Origin of the sequence: Rhodobacter sp. SGA-6-6 (assembly GCF_011043545.1) — a bacterium.
GTDB lineage: Bacteria > Pseudomonadota > Alphaproteobacteria > Rhodobacterales > Rhodobacteraceae > Pseudogemmobacter.
This window is the reverse complement of record NZ_JAAKGP010000003.1, coordinates 509,142-524,864: the sequence shown is the minus strand read 5'-3', so window position 1 is coordinate 524,864 and position 15,723 is coordinate 509,142. Positions and strand designations below refer to the sequence as shown.

The following is a 15,723-nucleotide window of genomic DNA, read 5'->3' as shown; positions in this document are numbered from 1 at the left end:
CTGGACACAAAAACAACAGAGCCGCCAATCTCTTGGCGCATCCTGCAGCCTTGCCTCCGGTAGTGTCTGCGAGAACTTCCGCCCCGCTTCCTCCGCCTCCGTTCCGCCTTCCAGCGTCCCGTCCGCTTCGGTGAGGGGGCTTTTACGTCTGCCCGCCGGGGCCCGCAAGAGGAAAATCGCGCGATGTGACGATTTTTTGTCGAGGCCCCGGAAAACAGCAGGAAAACGCTGTCTGCGCGGCCTTTGCCGGGTCTTCCTCCCCTGCCCCGCAGCAGCCGGAGCAGGGGAGCCTGTGGATAAGTTCAAGCGAATCCGGGCATTTGGTGGGTGATCCGGCCGCCGGCGACGGTCAGGGCGATTCCCGTCGCCCCGATTCCCTCGGGGGGAATCGACTCGATGTCGCCGTCGATCAGCACCAGGTCCGCCGCCAGCCCCGGCCGCAGGGTGCCGGTCAGCCGCTCCATATGCGCGGCCCAGGCCCCGCCGGCGGTATAGGCGTAGAGCGCCTCCATCAGCCCGACCCTTTCATCCTGGCAACCCTCGAAGGGCACCCGGGTCAGCGCCGCCTGCAAGCCGCGCATCACGCTGACATCGGTCACCGGCCAGTCGGAGGCGAAGGCCAGGGGGGCGCCATGGTCGGCGAGCGTCTTCCACAGATAGGCGTCGCGCCAGCGGTCGCGGTGGAACACCGTCTCCATCGTCGACATCGGGAAATCCATCGCCCCCGGCGGATGCGGCGGCTGCACGCTTGCCGTGATCCCCAGCGCGCCCAGCCGGGGCACATCCGCCCGGTCGATCAGCTCGATATGCTCGATCCGGTGGCGGCTGTCGCGCGAGCCGTTCCGGCGCTTCGCCGCCTCGTAGCCGTCGATGGTCTGCCGCACCGCGCCGTCGCCGATGGCATGAACGGCGATCTGCAGGCCGCGGCGGTCGATCTCGGTGCAGATGTCCTTGAAGCGCCCGGCCTCGAACAGCGGCTCGCCGCGTTCGGTGGTGCCGGGATAGTCGTGCAGCATATAGGCGGTGCGGCTGTCGACCACCCCGTCCATGAACATCTTGACGAAGCCCGAGGTGACCCATTCGCCGTCGAACTCGGCCGCCATGGCAGAGGCCCGCGACAGTTCGGGCAGGTCCATATGCGGCTTCATGTGGAAGGGCACCTTGACCCGGGCGGTCAGCCGGCCCTCCTCCTCCATCTCCTGCAAGAGAACGCAGGTATAGCGGTTGCCGTCCATGTTCACCATCGAGGTGATGCCCTGGGCCGCGCAATGCGCCAGCCCGGCCGCCACCTTGTCCTTGTCCTTCGCCCGCTGCTCGGCCGAGGGCCAGGGATCCGGCTCGCCGCCGGTGGCGATGCCGAGCTGCAGATGCAGGTCGCCCGACAGCGCCAGCACCGGGCTGAAGGCCTCGAACTCGCGCAACTCGCCGCTGGCGGTGCCGTCCGCGGCCATCACCACCACATGGCCGGGCGGCATTTCGGCGCCATGCAGCAGGCCCGCGGCTTCCAGCGCCTTGGTATTGGCCCAGACGGTATGGTGGTCGGGCGACATCATCGCCGCCGGCCGGTCCGGGATGATACGGTCGAGGTCCTGCCTCGTGACCGGCGCACCGAGGATCTCGTAGGAGGCCCCCTGCGCCATCACCAGCGGCAGGTCGGGGTTCTCCGCGGCATAGGCCCGGAAGGCGGCCTGCAACGGCTCGAACCCCTCCACACCGCCGAGTTGCAGCTGGGTCAGCTCATTGCCGCCCAGCACCAGATGAAGGTGGCTCTCGACGAAGCCGGGCAGAAGCGTCCGGCCGCCGGCGTCGATCACCCTGCACCCCGGCCGGGCCAGGGCTTCCACCTCGGTTCGCGCCCCCACGGCCAGAATGCGCCCGCCCGCCACGGCGACCGCTTCGGCCCGCGGCCGCTCCGGGTCCATGGTCAGGACCCGCGCATTGGTGACGATCAACTCTGCCTTGCTCATTTTCTGTCCTCAAATATCCTCCGGGGGTCCGGGAGTGGAAAACCCCCGGTCCCGCCCTCCGCCGCAAGCGCGGCCCTTACCGTGCCCGCACCACCGACTCCGCCATCGCGCAGAGCAGCTCGAACATCAGGCTCGCCCCCAGCCAGGCCGTGCCGCCCGATGGATCGAAGGGCGGCGAGACCTCGACCAGGTCGGCGCCGACGATGTCCAGCCCCCGCAGCCCCCGCGCCACTTCCAGCGCCTGCCAGGAATTCGGCCCGCCCACCTCGGGCGTCCCGGTCCCGGGCGCGAAGGTCGGGTCGACGAAGTCGATGTCATAGGTGACATAGGTCGGCCCCATGCCGGCAATCTCGCGCGCCTCGGCCATCACGTCGTCGACACCGCGGGCATGGAACTCGCCCACCGGGATGATGCGGATGCCGTTGGCTTCGGCGAAGTCCCAGTCCTCGCGGCCATAGGCGGTGCCGCGGATGCCGATCAGCACATAGCGCTTCGGGTCGATCAGCCCCTCTTCCATCGCCCGGCGGAACGGGGTGCCATGGGTGTAGCGGCCGGTGCCGAAATAGACGTCGTTGAGGTCGGTGTGGCTGTCGAACTGGATCAGGCCGACGGGGCGCTGCTTGGCCACCGCCCGCAGGATCGGCAGGGTGCAGAGATGGTCGCCGCCGCCGGTCAGCGGCCGGATGCCGGCCGCGACCACGGTGTCGTAGAAGGCCTCCATCCGCGCCATCGAATCCATCAGGTCGCCCGGATTGGGCGCCACGTCGCCCAGGTCGGCGCAGCGCACCGTCTCGAAGGGCGCGACCCAGGTCTCGCCGTTCACCGCCCGGATCATGGTGGAGAGGTCGCGCAACTGCCGCGGGCCATGGCGCGGGCCGGGGCGGTTGGTGGTGCCGCCGTCCCAGGGCGCGCCGATCAGCCCGACCTCCACCTCCGCGAAGCGCGGATGCCCCGGCGCGACATGCGGCAGCCGCATGAAGGTCGGCACCCCGGCGAATCGCGGCAGGTCCAGCCCGGACACCGGCGTGAAGAACCCGTCAGCCATTCCATCCTCCCTTTCCTGCGGGACCCCGCGCAAGCGCGGCCCGCGAGTCGCCCGCCATCCAACCATCCGCCCGCGCCGCTGTCAGGCCCCTTTCCGCACCGCGGGGCGGGAAATCCGCCTGCCGCCCGGCCGCGCTGCCCCCTGCCCCTTGACCCGCGGGCGGCGATTGCACCTTATCGGGGCAAGCCAGCCAGGATGGACCAGATGTTCTCGAAGACTTCCGACCCGACCTCCGCTCCCGCTCCGCGCGCGCCCGGCGGCGGCAATGCCGCCCGCTCGGTGCTGGCGGGCGACCTGAAGATCACCGGCGAGATCACCTCCTCGGGCGGGGTGGAAGTCTATGGCGAGATCGACGGCAACATCGCCGCCGACACCCTGACCATCGGGCCCGAGGGCCGCATCTCCGGCTCGGTCAAGGCCGCGACGGTCGAGGTGAAGGGCCATGTCGACGGCAAGATCTCCTGCGACAGCTTCACCATGCGCGCCACCGCCGAGGTGGCGGCGGATGTCACCTATGCAACGGTGATCATCGAGACCGGCGCCCGGATCGAGGGCCGCTTCTCGAAAGCCGGCTGACCCCGGCCCCCGCCGTCGCCCTATCGAGCGCCTTGCGGCGCATTCCTTTCGTCTCGCCTCTGCGCGCAAGCGCGCAACCGGCTCGGAGGTGCCTCCGGCGGGGATATTTATCGTCCAGAAAGAGCAAACCTGCTCCTCTTTCTGGATGATAAATATCCTCAGGGGGTTTGGGGGCAGAATGCCCCCATCCGCCGACAGCAGCCGCAGGCGACTCCGCCAGCCGCAACTATAAAGGAATGCGGCGGCAGCCGCGCAATCCGGCAGCCGGCTCAGCGCGGCGGGATGGAATAGGTCAGCCCGGCCCGCGCCACCGGCTCCGCCATCCCTTCCGAGAACACCAGCACATCCCCCACCGCCAGCCTGCGGCCCAGCTTCAGGAGCCGCGCCTCGGCCAGCAGGTCGCGGCCCGCCTCGGGCTTGCGCAGGAAGTCCACCGCGCAATTCGTCGTCACCGCCAGCGCCACCGGCCCGATCCGCGACAGGATCGCCAGGTAGATCGCCACATCGACCAGCGCGAAGATCGCCGGGCCGCTGACCGTGCCGCCCGGCCGCAGGTGCCGCTCCGCCACCTTCAGCCGCAGCGTGACGCCGGTGGCATCCGCCCGTTCCACCGCGAAATCCTCCGCCACCTGCCCGAAATCGCGCGCGAGGAAATCCTCCAGCGCCGCGCGGTCCATCGCCAGTTCCAATCGCTTCCCCTTTCGGCTGCCCGGCCCTACCCTGCCCCGGCAAGAAGGAGGCCGCAATGCCAGATGCCCTGATCCTGCGCGAGGACCGCGACGCCGTCGCCACCCTGACCCTGAACGCCCCCGCCAGCCTGAACGCGCTTTCCGTGCCGATGCTGCGGGCGATGGAGGCCGCCTTCGCCGCGCTGGCCAGCGACAGCTCGGTCAAGGTGGTCATCCTGAAGGGCGCCGGCCGCGTCTTCTCCGCCGGCCACGACCTCAAGGAGATGCAGGCCGCCCGCGCCGCGCCGGACCAGGGCGCGGCCTGGTTCAAGGACCTCTTCGACCTCGGTGCCCGCGTCATGCAGGCAATCCCCGCCCTGCCGCAGCCGGTCATCGCCCAGGTCCACGGCCTCGCCGCTGCCGCCGGCTGCCAGTTGGCCGCCAGTTGCGACCTGATCACCGCGGCCGGGGATGCCCGCTTCGGCGTCAACGGGGTGAACATCGGCCTGTTCTGTTCCACCCCGATGGTGGCGTTGACCCGCAAGCTGCCCCCCGCCGTCGCCTTCGAGATGCTGACCACCGGCGAGTTCCTGCCCGCGCCCCACGCCCATGCGCTCGGCATGGTCAACCGCATCGCGGCGCTGGAGGAGACCACCCGCACCCTCGCCGCCACCCTGGCCGGCAAGCTGGCCCCGGCGGTGAGGATCGGCAAGCCGGCCTTCTACGCCCAGGCGGGCCTGCCGCTGGACCGGGCCTATGCCCTTTGCGGCGCGGCGATGGTGGAGAACATGCTGCGCCCCGACACCGCCGAGGGCATCCAGGCCTTCCTGGAAAAGCGCAAGCCGGACTGGAATTGACCTACAACCCGTAGATCGCGCCGAACTTCGTCTCCAGATAGTCCAGAAGCGGCCCCTCCGACGGCTCCCCACCGATAGCCTGCGCGATCAACTCGCGCGGTTCGTAGAGCGCGCCGTGCCGATGCACCTTCTCGCGCAGCCAGCCGGTCGCCGACGACAGGTCGCCCTGCGCCAGATCGTCCTCCAGCCCCGGCAGGTCCTCGCGCATCGCCCTGTGCAGGCACCCCGCATAGAGGTTGCCCAGAGTATAGGTCGGGAAATAGCCGAAAAGACCCACCGACCAGTGCACGTCCTGCAACATGCCATGGCTCGGCCGGTCCACCGCCACGCCGAAATCGGTCAGGAAACGGTCGTTCCAGGCGGCCTCCAGGTCCGCCACCTCCAGCGCGCCCGAGATCAGCGCCCGCTCCAGGTCGAAGCGCAGCATGATGTGCAGGTTGTAATGCACCTCGTCGGCCTCGGTGCGGATGAAGCCGGGCTGCACCCGGTTGACGGTGGCGAAGAAATCCTCCGCCGTCCCCGCCCCGAACTCGCCGAAGCGGTCGCGCATCTCGCCATAAAGCCAGCCGGTGAAGGCGCGCGAGCGGCCCAGCTGGTTCTCGCAGATCCGGCTCTGGCTTTCGTGCACGCCCATCGAGGCGCCCCGGCCGATCGGCGTCAGCAGGTAGTCCGGGTCCACCCCCTGTTCATAGGCGGCGTGGCCGACCTCGTGGATGGTGGAATAGAAGCAGTTGAACGGGTCGGCCTCGTTCACGCGCGTGGTGATCCGCACATCGTTGCCCGAGCCCGAGGAGAACGGATGCACCGCGATGTCCATCCGCCCGCGCGACCAGTCGTAGCCGAAGACGGTGGCCAGCCGCCGCGCCAGCCGCAGCTGGGTGTCGGCGCCGAAGGACCCCTCCAGCGGCCGCGGCTGCCGTGCCGCGCCCAGGATGCGTTCCCGCAAGGTTACCAGCCGCGGCCGCATCGCCCCGAACATCGCGGCGATGTCCACACCCTTCAGCCCCGGCTCGTAATCGTCGGCCAGCGCGTCATAGGCATCGCCGCCCTGCGCAAGCGCCGCGCCCTCCTCGCGCTTCAGCCGCACCACCTCGGCCAAGGTCGGCAGGAAGGCGGCCACATCCTCGCGCGCCCGCGCCTCGGCCCAGATCCCCTGCGCCACCGAGGTCACCCGGGCGATTTCCTGCGCCAGCGGCCCCGGCACCTTCACCGCCCGGGCATGGGCGCGCGCCACCTCGCGCAGCTGCGCCGCCGCCGCCGGATCGGGCGCCACCGCTTCGGCCAGCAGCTCCCCCAGCCGCGGGTCGGACCGGCGGGCGTGCAGCACGCCTTCCAGCGCCGCCATCTCCTCGCCCCGCTGCTCGGCCGCGCCCTGGGGCATCTGGGTCTCCTGGTCCCAGCCGAGCCGCCCCATCACCTGCTCCAGCGCCACGGTCTGGCGGGCGATCGCCATCACTTCGGCAAAGGCATCCTTGGTCATCACTGGGTTCCTTCCCGGATCGACCCCGCGACGGGGTATTGCGACAGGTGGCGGGCGCGCAGGATCAGCACCCACAAGAGGATCGCGCCCAGCTGATGGGTGATCGCCACATGCATGTCCGCCGCCTGCAGCACGGTGAGGATGCCGAGCGCGACCTGCGCCAGCAGCATCAGCATCACCATGTGGAAGGCGAAGCGGGTGGTCGCATGGGCCGAGCGGCGGCCGCGCAGCCAGACCACGACGCCGAAGGCGAAGACCAGATAGCCGGCGATGCGGTGGACGAACTGCACCAGCCCGGGGTTCTCGACGAAGGCCCAATACCAGGCCAGGCTGCCGCCCTGCCCGTCCGGCACGTAGAAGGCGTCGGCGGGGAAGAAGCTTTCCCCCATCAAGGGCCAGGTGGGGAACGACCGCCCGGCGTCGATGCCGGCGACCAGCGCGCCCAGCAGGATCTGCAGGAAGGCGAAATGCATCAGCCCGGTCGACAGGCCGAACAGCTTCGCCTCGCGCCCGCGCCGCGCCTGCATCAGCTGCGCCTCGCTGCGCGCCAGCGCCATCGCATACCAGGCCAGCAGTCCCAGAATCGCGAAGGCGAGGCCCAGATGCGTCGCCAAGCGCCAGGAGACCACATCGACCCGCACCCCCTGCAGGCCCGAGGAGACCATCCACCAGCCCACCGCGCCCTGCAGCGCGCCGAGGCCGCCCAGCAGCACCAGCCGCCCGGTCCAGCCCGCGGGGATCTGCTTCCGCGCCCAGAACCACAGGAATCCGACCGCCCAGACCAGCCCGACCAGCCGGCCGAGCGCCCGGTGCCCCCATTCCCACCAATAAATCGGCTTGAACTCTTCCAACGTCATCAGCCGATTCTGCAGCTGGAACTCGGGGAAGTTTTTATACTTATCGAACTCCGCCAGCCAGGCCGCCTCGCTCAGCGGCGGCAGGGCGCCGGTGACGAGGTTCCATTCGGTGATCGACAGGCCGGAATCGGTCAGCCGGGTCAGCCCGCCGATCAGGATCATCGCGGCAACCATCAGGAACAGCAGGATCAGCCAGAGCCGGATCGCCCCGCGCGCGCCCTTCGGCCCGGCGTCGATCATCCCGCCCGCCGGGCGCGTCTTTGGCGCCCCCTGCTGCCCGACTTCCTCGAATATGCTGCGTTTGCCGGCCATCGCGCCCTGCCCCGTTGCTTCCGCCGCGGACAGTAGGCCGGCCCTCCGCCCCCTTCAAGGCCCCGCCACGCCGCAGGGCCAACCCTTCATCTTGGCCCAAATACTCTCGGGGGGTCCGGGGGGCGAAGCGCCCCCGGCGGGCGGCCGCTATCCCCGCAGCATCCGCAGCAGTTCCAGGCTCGGCACCCCGGTCGCCGCCAGCCCGCGGCTGGCCTGGAACCCCTCGATCGCCGTCTTCGACTTCGCCCCGATCACCCCGTCGCTGCCGCCGGTGTCGAAGCCCCGCGCGGTCAGCAGCCGCTGCAACTCCTGCCGGTCGGCCTTGGTCAGCCCGTTGGCATCCGGCCCGAAGGCGGCCTTCAAGGGCCCCGCCCCGGCCAGACGGTCGCTCAGGTGGCCGACGCCGAGCGCATAGTTCTCGGCATTGTTGTAGCGCAGGATCACGTTGAAGTTGCGGGTCAGCAGGAAGGCCGGCCCGCCGATCCCGCCCGGCGCGATGATCGACCCCGTGGCCAGCGCCCGGCCCGAGGCCGAGCGCACCCCCATCCCCCGCCATTCCTCCGCCGACTTGCCCTTGCCGCGGCCCAGGAGGCCGGGGGCGAAGCCCGAGGGCAGCACGACCTCCATCCCCCAGGGCACTCCCGCCGCCCAGCCCGACCGCGACAGATAGGCCGCGGTGGAGGCCAGCGCGTCGCTCGGGTCCTCGGCCCAGATGTCGGCGCGGCCGTCGCCGGTAAAGTCCACCGCGAATTCCAGGTAGGAGGTCGGGATGAACTGGGTATGCCCCATCGCCCCGGCCCAGCTGCCGACCATCCGGTCCGCCGTGGTGTCGCCCCGTTGCAGGATGCGCAGCGCGGCGGTCAGCTGGCTCTCGAAGAACGCGCCCCGCCGGCCCTCGTAAGCCAGCGTCGACAGCGCCGAGACCACCGGGACATTGCCGCGGCGGGTGCCGAAGAAGCTTTCCAGCCCCCAGACCGCGGCGATGATCTGCGCGTCCACGCCGTAGCGCGATTGCAGCGCGTTCAGGATGCCGGAATAGGCCGCATATTTCTGCCGGCCCAGCGAAACCCTTTCGTCCGAGGCGGCGATGTTCAGGTAATCCTCGGTCGAGCGCTTGAACTCGGTCTGGTTGCGGTCCTTCTCGATCACCTCGGGCAGGAAGCCGGCGCCGCGGAAGGCGGTGTCGATCACCCCCGGCGAGATGCCTCGCCCGGCGGCACGGGCCTTGTAGCCCTCGACCCAGGCGTCCCAGCCGGCGTTCGGCACCGGCCGCGGCGGCGGCGTCTCGCCCGAGGGCCCGCGCGGCGCACCGCCGCCCGAGGGGACGCAGGCCGAAGTCAGCGCCGCAAGCGACAGGAGGGTGACGGAGCGACGGGTGATCATGGGGGCCTGCCTTTTTTGGTTCTGCTCGGCCGCAGGGTAGCCGATCAAGGGCAAGCCGCAAAGGGGTCCGCCTGGGCCAAGCGGGAAATCCGCCCAAGCGATTTCAAGGGCTTGGCCGGCCCGGTTCCGCCATCTTTCAGGACCTGTCCTGCCGCTTCAGCTTGAAGGCGATCTGGCGCAGCATCCCGTGGAAGGTCTGCACCTCCGACCGGGTCAGCCCCAGCCTGCCCCACATGTTGCGCAGGTTGGCCTTCATCGCCGGGGCCTTCTCGGGCGGGTGGAAGAAGCCGGCATCCTCCAGCCGTTCCTCGTAATGATCGCCGAGCGCCTGCACCTCGGCCCGCGAGGCCATGTCCTTGCCCGCCAGTTCCAGCACCGAGGCCGGCATCTCCGACCCCTGCCGGCCCCATTCGTAGGACAGGAGCAGCACCGCCTGCGCCAGGTTCAGCGAGAAGAACCCGGGGTTCACCGGCACGGTGACGATGGCATTGGCATGGGCGATGTCGTCGTTCTCCAGCCCCGCCCGCTCCGGGCCGAACAGGATGCCGACCCGCTTGCCCGTCGTGGCCATCGCCCGGGCCATCGCCATGGCGCGCTCGGGGGTGACGATCTCCTTCACCAGCTCGCGCCCGCGGGCGGTGGTGGCGAAGACGAAGTCGCAGTCGGCGACGGCCGAGGCGACATCGGGGAAGCGCCCGGCCTGGTCCAGCACCCGCCCGGCGCCGGAGGCCATGGCGACGGCCTTCGGGTTCGGCCAGCCGTCGCGCGGATCGACCACCCGCATCCGGTCGAGCGAGAAGTTCAGCATGGCGCGGGCGGCGGCCCCGATGTTCTCGCCCATCTGCGGGCGGACGAGGATGAGTGCGGGCTGGATCACGGGGGCCTCGGCTGCGGGGATGGCGGGGGAATACGACAGCGGGCGGAGGGTGGCAACGGGGGGAACCCCGTCGGTTCCTTGGCGAAGGCCATCGCCTTCGCCACAGCGTAAGGTTTCCTCTTGTCCCGGCCGGGCCTCAATGGCCCGGCCAGCGCCCGCCCCGCCCTCGGCGGGCGCTTCTCGCCCGCCGGGTCGGGCGCTGGCCTCCCGGGGTCTTGGCTGCCACCGTCTCCGGGTGCAACCGCTGCGCACGGGCGGGGGCGAGGCAGTGCCTCGCCTCATCCCGCCCGGCCAGATCGGTGCCGGCGAGGGGTCGCCCCATAGCCAACCCCGACAAAGGCTGGTAATCGGGGCCGATCCGACGCCCCCCGGACGACCTGAGGAATGCCATGGCCGAAAACGACCGCCCGCAGATCACCCTGATCACGCCCCCCGCCTACGACTGGGAAAGCTTTCCCGACACGCTGGCGCGGGTGCTGGATGCGGTGGAGGTGGCCTGCCTGCGCCTGCCGCTGGCCGGCCAGGACGAGTTCGAACTGGCCCGGATGGCCGATGCCGCGCGGCAGGTCGCCCATGCCCGCGACGTGGCGGTGGTGATCGGCACCCATGTCGCGCTGGCGCAGAGGCTGGGGCTGGACGGGGTGCATCTGGCCCATGGCGCCCGCTCGATCCGCAAGGCCCGCAAGGAGCTTGGCGCCGACGCCATCGTCGGCGCCTTCTGCGGCGCCACCCGGCACGAGGGCATCTCGGCAGGCGAGGCCGGGGCGGATTACGTCGCCTTCGGCCCGGTCGGCGCGACCGGCCTCGGCGGCGAGCTGGCGGAGCACGACCTCTTCGCCTGGTGGTCCGAGATGATCGAGGTGCCGGTGATCGCCGAGGGCGGGCTGACTGTGGAGATCGTCGAACGTCTCGCCCCGGTGACCGATTTCTTCGGCATCGGCGCCGAGATCTGGCGCAGCGACGATCCGGCGGCGGCGCTGAAGGCGCTGGTGGCTCCGCTGGGCTGAGCCCGGAAATCAGGCCGCGGCGAGGCCCGGCAGGGCCCCGGCATGGGCGGCCAGCGCGGCCTGCCCCTTGGGCGACAGCGCATAGGTCCCGCGGGCCGGGCGGTCGAACCAGCCGTAATGATCGGCGCGCATCAGCGTGGCGGCGCGGGCGACGCCGGTCCGCCGCGCCACCTCGGCCGGGCGCGAGGGCCCCTGGGCGGCCAGATCGGCGGCACAGCGCAGCGCGTCCTGGCGATAGGCGGTCATCCGCGGCACGCCGGTGGTGCCGGCGGTGTTCGGATCGCCCACCCGCCGCTCGAACTCGCGCAGCAGGCGGGCGGCCTTGGTCGCGTTGCGGCGCGGGGTGTAGGGGCCGGGATCGAGATGGGCATCGACCCCGCCCTTGACCGGATCGACGGCAAGCAGGCCGAGCCCGAGGCGGCGGCAAAGCGCGAGGATGTCGCGGTAGCGCAGCGACCAGCCGCGCGGACCGGGGGCGGGCACGGCAAGGTAGACCGTCTCCACCAGCCCCTGCCGGGCGATGCCCTGCAACACCAGCTGCAGCGAGAAGCTGCGCTTCATCTCGACCACCACCGGCGGCTCGTCGCCGCGGCGGGCGAGGATGTCGCAGGCGCCGACCTCGGCCTTCACCTCGTAGCCCTGCGCCTGGAGATAGGCCTTCAGCGCCGGGTAGAGGTCGGCCTCGCGCATCAGCGCACCTTCAGCGTCGCCAGCCCCACCGCGGCCAGGATCAGGCTGATGATCCAGAAGCGGATGACGATCTGCGGCTCGGCCCAGCCCTTCTTCTCGAAATGGTGGTGGATCGGCGCCATCAGGAAGATGCGCTTCCTGGTGCGCTTGTAATAGGCGACCTGGACGATCACGCTCAGCGCCTCGACCACGAAGAGGCCGCCGACGATGGCCAGCACGATCTCGTGCTTGGTGCAGACGGCGATGGCGCCGAGCGCTCCGCCCAGGGCCAAGCTGCCGGTGTCGCCCATGAACACCGCCGCCGGCGGGGCGTTATACCACAGGAAGCCGAGGCCGCCGCCGAACAGCGCCGCGGCGAAGACCAGGAATTCCGAGGTGCCGGGCACCAGATGGACGCCCAGGTAATTGGCATAGACCGAGTTGCCGACCGCATAGGCGATCACGCCCAGCGTGGCCCCGGCGATCATCACCGGCATGATGGCAAGGCCGTCGAGGCCATCGGTCAGGTTCACCGCATTGGCCGCGCCGACGATCACCACCATGCCGAAGGGCACGAAGAAGACGCCCAGGTTGATCAGCGCGTCCTTGAAGAAGGGCAGCGCCAGCTGGTTGGTCAGCCCGTCGGGATGGAACATCGCCGCGGCATAGGCGGCCAGCCCGGCGATGACGAGGCCGAGAAGGAAGCGCAGCCGCGAGGACACGCCCTTGGTGTTCTGCTTGGTCACCTTGGCATAGTCGTCGGCAAAGCCGATCAGCCCGAAGGCCAGCGTCACCAGCAGCACGATCCAGACATAGGGAATGTCGAGCCGCGCCCACATCAGGGTGGAAACCAGCAGCGCCGACAGGATCAGCAGGCCCCCCATGGTGGGGGTGCCGGCCTTGGCGAAATGGGTCTGCGGGCCGTCGTCGCGGATCGGCTGGCCCTTGCCCTGCTTCCTGCGCAGAAGGTCGATCAGCGGGCGGCCGAACAGGAAGCCGAAGATCAGCGCGGTGACGAAGGCCCCGCCGGCGCGGAAGGTGATGTATCGGAAAAGGTTGAAGAAACCGCCGTCGTCACCGAAATCCGCAAGCCAGTATAGCATCACTCTGTCCCTTCTGCCGGGGCGGCCTTCTGGCCGAGTTTGCGCAATCCGTCAACGACAAGACTGACCTTCGACCCCTTGGAGCCCTTCACCAGCACGATGTCGCCCGCGTCGAACAGGCTGCGCGCGCGCGCGGCCAGTTCCGGCGCGGTCTCCACCCATTCGCCGCGCTGGCGGCGGGGCAGCGCCTCCCACAGCGCGCGCATCCGCGGGCCGACGCAATGGATGGTGGCGATGGCGGACAGGCCCTTGTGACGGGCGACGGCGCGGTGCATCTCGATCTCGTCGGGGCCGAGTTCCAGCATGTCGCCGAGCACGGCGATGCGGCGGCCGTCGCCGACCACGCCGATGCCATGGGTCGGCACCGCGGCGATCAGCACGTCCAGCGCGGCGGCCATCGACACCGGATTGGCGTTGAAGGCGTCGTCGATCAGGTCGAAGAAGGTCTCCTCCACCACGTCCAAGAGGATGCGCTCGCGGGTGCCGCGGCCCGAGGGCGGCGCCCAGCGGCCGATGTCATGGGCCGAGATCACCGGATCGGCGCCGAGCGCCGCGGCGGCGGCCAGCGCGCCCAGGGCGTTCAGCGCGAAATGGCGGCCGGGGGTGGCGACCTTGTAGAGCACCGGGCCGGCGGGGGTGGTGGCGCGGCAGACGGTGGTCTCGTCGTGGATCGTGGCGCTGTCCAGCCGCCAGTCCGCGGCGGGGGTGGCGCCGAAGGTGACCACCCCATGCGGGGCCGCGGCTCCGATCATCAGGGCCGAGGTGGACAGGTCGGCGTTGACCACGGCGATGCCGCCGGGCTCCAGCCCCTTGAAGATACTGGATTTTTCCCGGGCGATCCCCTCCAGCCCGTCGAAGGCGGCCAGATGGGCGGGGGCGATCGTGGTGATCATCGCCACATGCGGCCGGGCCAGGCGGGCCAGCGGCTCGATCTCGCCCGGATTGCTCATGCCGATCTCGATCACCGCGTAATCGGCGTCCTCCGGCAGGCGGGCCAGCGTCAGCGGCACGCCCCAGTGGTTGTTGTAGCTGGCTTCCGCCGCATGGACCTTGCCCTGCCCCGAGAGGATGGCCCGCAGCATCTCCTTGGTGGAGGTCTTGCCGACCGAGCCGGTGACACCGATCACCCTCGCGCGCGAACGGGCCCGGCCGGCGGCGCCGAGCCGTTCGAGCGCGCGCAGCACATCCTCCACCACCAGCAGCGGCGCGTCCGGCGGCACGCCCTCGGGGATGCGGCTGACCATCGCGGCGGCGGCGCCCTTCGCCAGCGCCTGCGCCACGAAGTCGTGGCCGTCGCGGACATCGGTCAAGGCGACGAACAGGTCGCCGGGCTGCAGGCTGCGGGTATCGATGGAGACCCCGGTCGCAGACCAGTCGGCGGTGGCGCGGCCTTCGGTGGCAGCGGCGGCGTCGGAGGCAGTCCAGAGCGGGCGCATCAGATCACCCCGTCCAGTGCGGCGACGGCGATGGAGGCCTGCTCCACATCGTCGAAGGGGAAGATGTCGCCCTTGATCACCTGTCCGGTCTCGTGGCCCTTGCCGGCGATCAGCAGGGCATCGCCGGGTTGCAGGGCGTCGACGGCGCGCAGGATGGCCTCGGCGCGGTCGCCCACCTCGTTGGCCTCCGGGCAGGCGGCCAGGATGGCGGCGCGGATGGCGGCGGGGTCCTCGCTGCGGGGGTTGTCGTCGGTGACGAACAGCACATCGGCATTGTCGCGCGCGGCGGCGCCCATCAGCGGGCGCTTGGTGCGGTCGCGGTCGCCGCCGGCGCCGAAGGCCACGACCAGCCGGCCCATCACATGCGGGCGCAGCGCGCGCAGCGCGGTTTCCAGCGCATCGGGGGTATGGGCGTAGTCGACGAAGACCGAGGCGCCGTTCTTCCGCGTGGCCGCCAGCTGCATCCGCCCGCGCACCCCGGTCAGCCGCGGCAGGGCGGCCAGCACGGCCTCGGGGTCGTCGCCCGCAGCGATGGCGAGACCGGCGGCGACGGCGACGTTCTCGGCCTGGAAGGCGCCGATCAGGTTCAGCCGGGTCTGGTGCGCCTGCCCCTGCCAGAGATAGCGCACCTCCTGCCCGGTGGCGTCGGGCCGGGTGGCGGCGATCTGCAGGTCGGCCCCCTGCCCCTTGCCCACGGTCAGCACCCGCAGCCCCCGGTCCAGCGCCAGTTCGGCGATGTCCGAGCCATGGGCGCCGTCGAGGTTGACCACCGCGACCCCATCCTCGGCCGGCAGCAGGCGGGTGAAGAGGCCCGCCTTGGCCTCCAGATAGGCCTCCATCGTGTGATGGTAGTCGAGATGGTCCTGCGTCAGGTTGGTGAAGCCGGCGGCCTTGAGCCGGACCCCTTCCAGCCGCCGCTGGTCCAGCCCGTGAGAGGACGCCTCCATCGCCGCATGGGTGACGCCATGAGCGGCGGCCTCGGCCAGCATCCGGTGCAGGGTGATCTGGTCGGGCGTGGTATGCGAGGAGGGCGCGGCCCAGGCCCCCTCCACCCCGGTGGTGCCGATGTTGATCGCCTCACGGCCGAGCGCGGCCCAGATCTGCCGGGTGAAGGTGGCGACCGACGTCTTGCCGTTGGTGCCGGTCACCGCGACCATCGTCGCGGGTTGCGCGCCGAACCACAGCGCCGCGGCATAGGCCAACGCCTCGCGCGGGTCGTCGGCCACCACCAGCGCGACGTCGGACAGGCCGATCGCCTCGGCCCCGATCACCGCGCCCATCGGGTCGGTCAGCACGGCGGCGGCGCCCTGCTCCAGGGCGGTGGCGATGAAATCGGCGCCGTGGCGGGCGGTTCCGGGCAGGGCCGCGAACAGCATCCCCGGCCGCACCGCGCGGCTGTCCAGCGTGATGCCGGACAGCTCCGGGTTGCGGCCTTCGCGCGCCTTCAGCCCCAGTTCGCTCAGCCGCTTGGTGACTGCCACGATGA

Annotated in this window: 14 protein-coding genes; 3 read left to right on the top strand and 11 right to left on the bottom strand. The window is 70.8% G+C overall.

Translation table 11 applies throughout. From position 1 onward, the window contains the following. Positions 1-302: 302 nt before the first annotated feature. Together G5B31_RS08965 and G5B31_RS08960 are read right to left on the bottom strand one after the other, a co-directional pair. Positions 303-1,967: an amidohydrolase gene (locus tag G5B31_RS08965; RefSeq protein WP_165016232.1), complete on the bottom strand. Its 1,665-nt coding sequence runs from the start codon at positions 1,965-1,967 to the stop codon at positions 303-305. A gap of 76 nt (positions 1,968-2,043) precedes the next feature. After that, the gene (locus G5B31_RS08960) at positions 2,044-3,012 is read right to left on the bottom strand and encodes an agmatinase (protein ID WP_165016230.1); all 969 of its coding nucleotides are present in this window, start codon (positions 3,010-3,012) and stop codon (positions 2,044-2,046) included. Between the two features lie 204 nt (positions 3,013-3,216). Between G5B31_RS08960 and G5B31_RS08955 the strand changes: the two genes are divergently transcribed. Further along, complete coding sequence (locus G5B31_RS08955) at positions 3,217-3,588, top strand: polymer-forming cytoskeletal protein (RefSeq protein ID WP_165016228.1); 372 nt, start codon at positions 3,217-3,219, stop codon at positions 3,586-3,588. Between the two features lie 269 nt (positions 3,589-3,857). Here G5B31_RS08955 and G5B31_RS08950 read toward each other — a convergent pair whose 3' ends face one another. Continuing rightward, on the bottom strand, positions 3,858-4,277 hold the full coding sequence (locus G5B31_RS08950; RefSeq protein WP_165016226.1) for a PaaI family thioesterase: 420 nt from the start codon (positions 4,275-4,277) through the stop codon (positions 3,858-3,860). A 56-nt stretch (positions 4,278-4,333) separates the two neighbouring features. Between G5B31_RS08950 and G5B31_RS08945 the strand changes: the two genes are divergently transcribed. Beyond that, positions 4,334-5,113, top strand: a complete 780-nt coding sequence (locus tag G5B31_RS08945; RefSeq protein WP_165016224.1) for an enoyl-CoA hydratase — start codon at positions 4,334-4,336, stop codon at positions 5,111-5,113. A gap of 1 nt (position 5,114) precedes the next feature. Here the strand turns inward: G5B31_RS08945 and G5B31_RS08940 are convergent, their stop codons facing one another. From G5B31_RS08940 to G5B31_RS08925, 4 genes are all read right to left on the bottom strand, one after another. Beyond that, positions 5,115-6,593, bottom strand: a complete 1,479-nt coding sequence (locus G5B31_RS08940) for a carboxypeptidase M32 (protein ID WP_165016222.1) — start codon at positions 6,591-6,593, stop codon at positions 5,115-5,117. After that, positions 6,593-7,762 carry a heme A synthase gene (gene ctaA, locus G5B31_RS08935; protein ID WP_165016220.1) on the bottom strand — a complete coding sequence of 390 codons (1,170 nt, stop codon included), beginning with the start codon at positions 7,760-7,762 and terminating at the stop codon, positions 6,593-6,595. Before ctaA ends, G5B31_RS08940 begins: the two co-directional genes overlap by 1 nt. A gap of 147 nt (positions 7,763-7,909) precedes the next feature. Continuing rightward, the gene (locus G5B31_RS08930) at positions 7,910-9,145 is read right to left on the bottom strand and encodes a lytic murein transglycosylase (protein WP_165016218.1); all 1,236 of its coding nucleotides are present in this window, start codon (positions 9,143-9,145) and stop codon (positions 7,910-7,912) included. 136 nt (positions 9,146-9,281) lie between these two features. Further along, on the bottom strand, positions 9,282-10,022 hold the full coding sequence (locus G5B31_RS08925) for an RNA methyltransferase (protein ID WP_346763895.1): 741 nt from the start codon (positions 10,020-10,022) through the stop codon (positions 9,282-9,284). Positions 10,023-10,411: 389 nt separating this feature from the next. On the opposite strand from G5B31_RS08925, the gene G5B31_RS08920 reads away from it, so the two are divergent. After that, the gene (locus G5B31_RS08920; RefSeq protein WP_165016216.1) at positions 10,412-11,029 is read left to right on the top strand and encodes a thiamine phosphate synthase; all 618 of its coding nucleotides are present in this window, start codon (positions 10,412-10,414) and stop codon (positions 11,027-11,029) included. 9 nt (positions 11,030-11,038) lie between these two features. Here the strand turns inward: G5B31_RS08920 and G5B31_RS08915 are convergent, their stop codons facing one another. The 4 genes from G5B31_RS08915 to G5B31_RS08900 are packed head-to-tail and all read right to left on the bottom strand — an operon-like array spanning position 11,039 to position 15,721. Beyond that, positions 11,039-11,719 carry a DUF2161 family putative PD-(D/E)XK-type phosphodiesterase gene (locus G5B31_RS08915; RefSeq protein ID WP_165016214.1) on the bottom strand — a complete coding sequence of 227 codons (681 nt, stop codon included), beginning with the start codon at positions 11,717-11,719 and terminating at the stop codon, positions 11,039-11,041. Then, on the bottom strand, positions 11,719-12,801 hold the full coding sequence (gene mraY, locus G5B31_RS08910; protein ID WP_165016212.1) for a phospho-N-acetylmuramoyl-pentapeptide-transferase: 1,083 nt from the start codon (positions 12,799-12,801) through the stop codon (positions 11,719-11,721). Before mraY ends, G5B31_RS08915 begins: the two co-directional genes overlap by 1 nt. Further along, on the bottom strand, positions 12,801-14,237 hold the full coding sequence (murF, locus tag G5B31_RS08905; RefSeq protein WP_165016210.1) for a UDP-N-acetylmuramoyl-tripeptide--D-alanyl-D-alanine ligase: 1,437 nt from the start codon (positions 14,235-14,237) through the stop codon (positions 12,801-12,803). The genes mraY and murF overlap by 1 nt, the downstream gene beginning before the upstream one ends. After that, positions 14,237-15,721, bottom strand: coding sequence for a UDP-N-acetylmuramoyl-L-alanyl-D-glutamate--2,6-diaminopimelate ligase (locus G5B31_RS08900; RefSeq protein WP_165016310.1), 1,485 nt, complete (start codon positions 15,719-15,721; stop codon positions 14,237-14,239). Before G5B31_RS08900 ends, murF begins: the two co-directional genes overlap by 1 nt. Positions 15,722-15,723: the final 2 nt, after the last annotated feature.

Excerpts from the sequence above, each read along its gene's own strand:
- G5B31_RS08965 (WP_165016232.1), bottom strand. The coding sequence starts at position 1,967 with ATGAGCAAGGCAGAGTTGATCGTCACCAATGCGCGGGTCCTGACCATG.
- G5B31_RS08960 (WP_165016230.1), bottom strand. The coding sequence starts at position 3,012 with ATGGCTGACGGGTTCTTCACGCCGGTGTCCGGGCTGGACCTGCCGCGA.
- G5B31_RS08955 (WP_165016228.1), top strand. The coding sequence starts at position 3,217 with ATGTTCTCGAAGACTTCCGACCCGACCTCCGCTCCCGCTCCGCGCGCG.
- G5B31_RS08945 (WP_165016224.1), top strand. The coding sequence starts at position 4,334 with ATGCCAGATGCCCTGATCCTGCGCGAGGACCGCGACGCCGTCGCCACC.
- G5B31_RS08940 (WP_165016222.1), bottom strand. The coding sequence starts at position 6,593 with ATGACCAAGGATGCCTTTGCCGAAGTGATGGCGATCGCCCGCCAGACC.
- ctaA (WP_165016220.1), bottom strand. The coding sequence starts at position 7,762 with ATGGCCGGCAAACGCAGCATATTCGAGGAAGTCGGGCAGCAGGGGGCG.
- G5B31_RS08930 (WP_165016218.1), bottom strand. The coding sequence starts at position 9,145 with ATGATCACCCGTCGCTCCGTCACCCTCCTGTCGCTTGCGGCGCTGACT.
- G5B31_RS08920 (WP_165016216.1), top strand. The coding sequence starts at position 10,412 with ATGGCCGAAAACGACCGCCCGCAGATCACCCTGATCACGCCCCCCGCC.
- G5B31_RS08915 (WP_165016214.1), bottom strand. The coding sequence starts at position 11,719 with ATGCGCGAGGCCGACCTCTACCCGGCGCTGAAGGCCTATCTCCAGGCG.
- mraY (WP_165016212.1), bottom strand. The coding sequence starts at position 12,801 with ATGCTATACTGGCTTGCGGATTTCGGTGACGACGGCGGTTTCTTCAAC.
- murF (WP_165016210.1), bottom strand. The coding sequence starts at position 14,237 with ATGCGCCCGCTCTGGACTGCCTCCGACGCCGCCGCTGCCACCGAAGGC.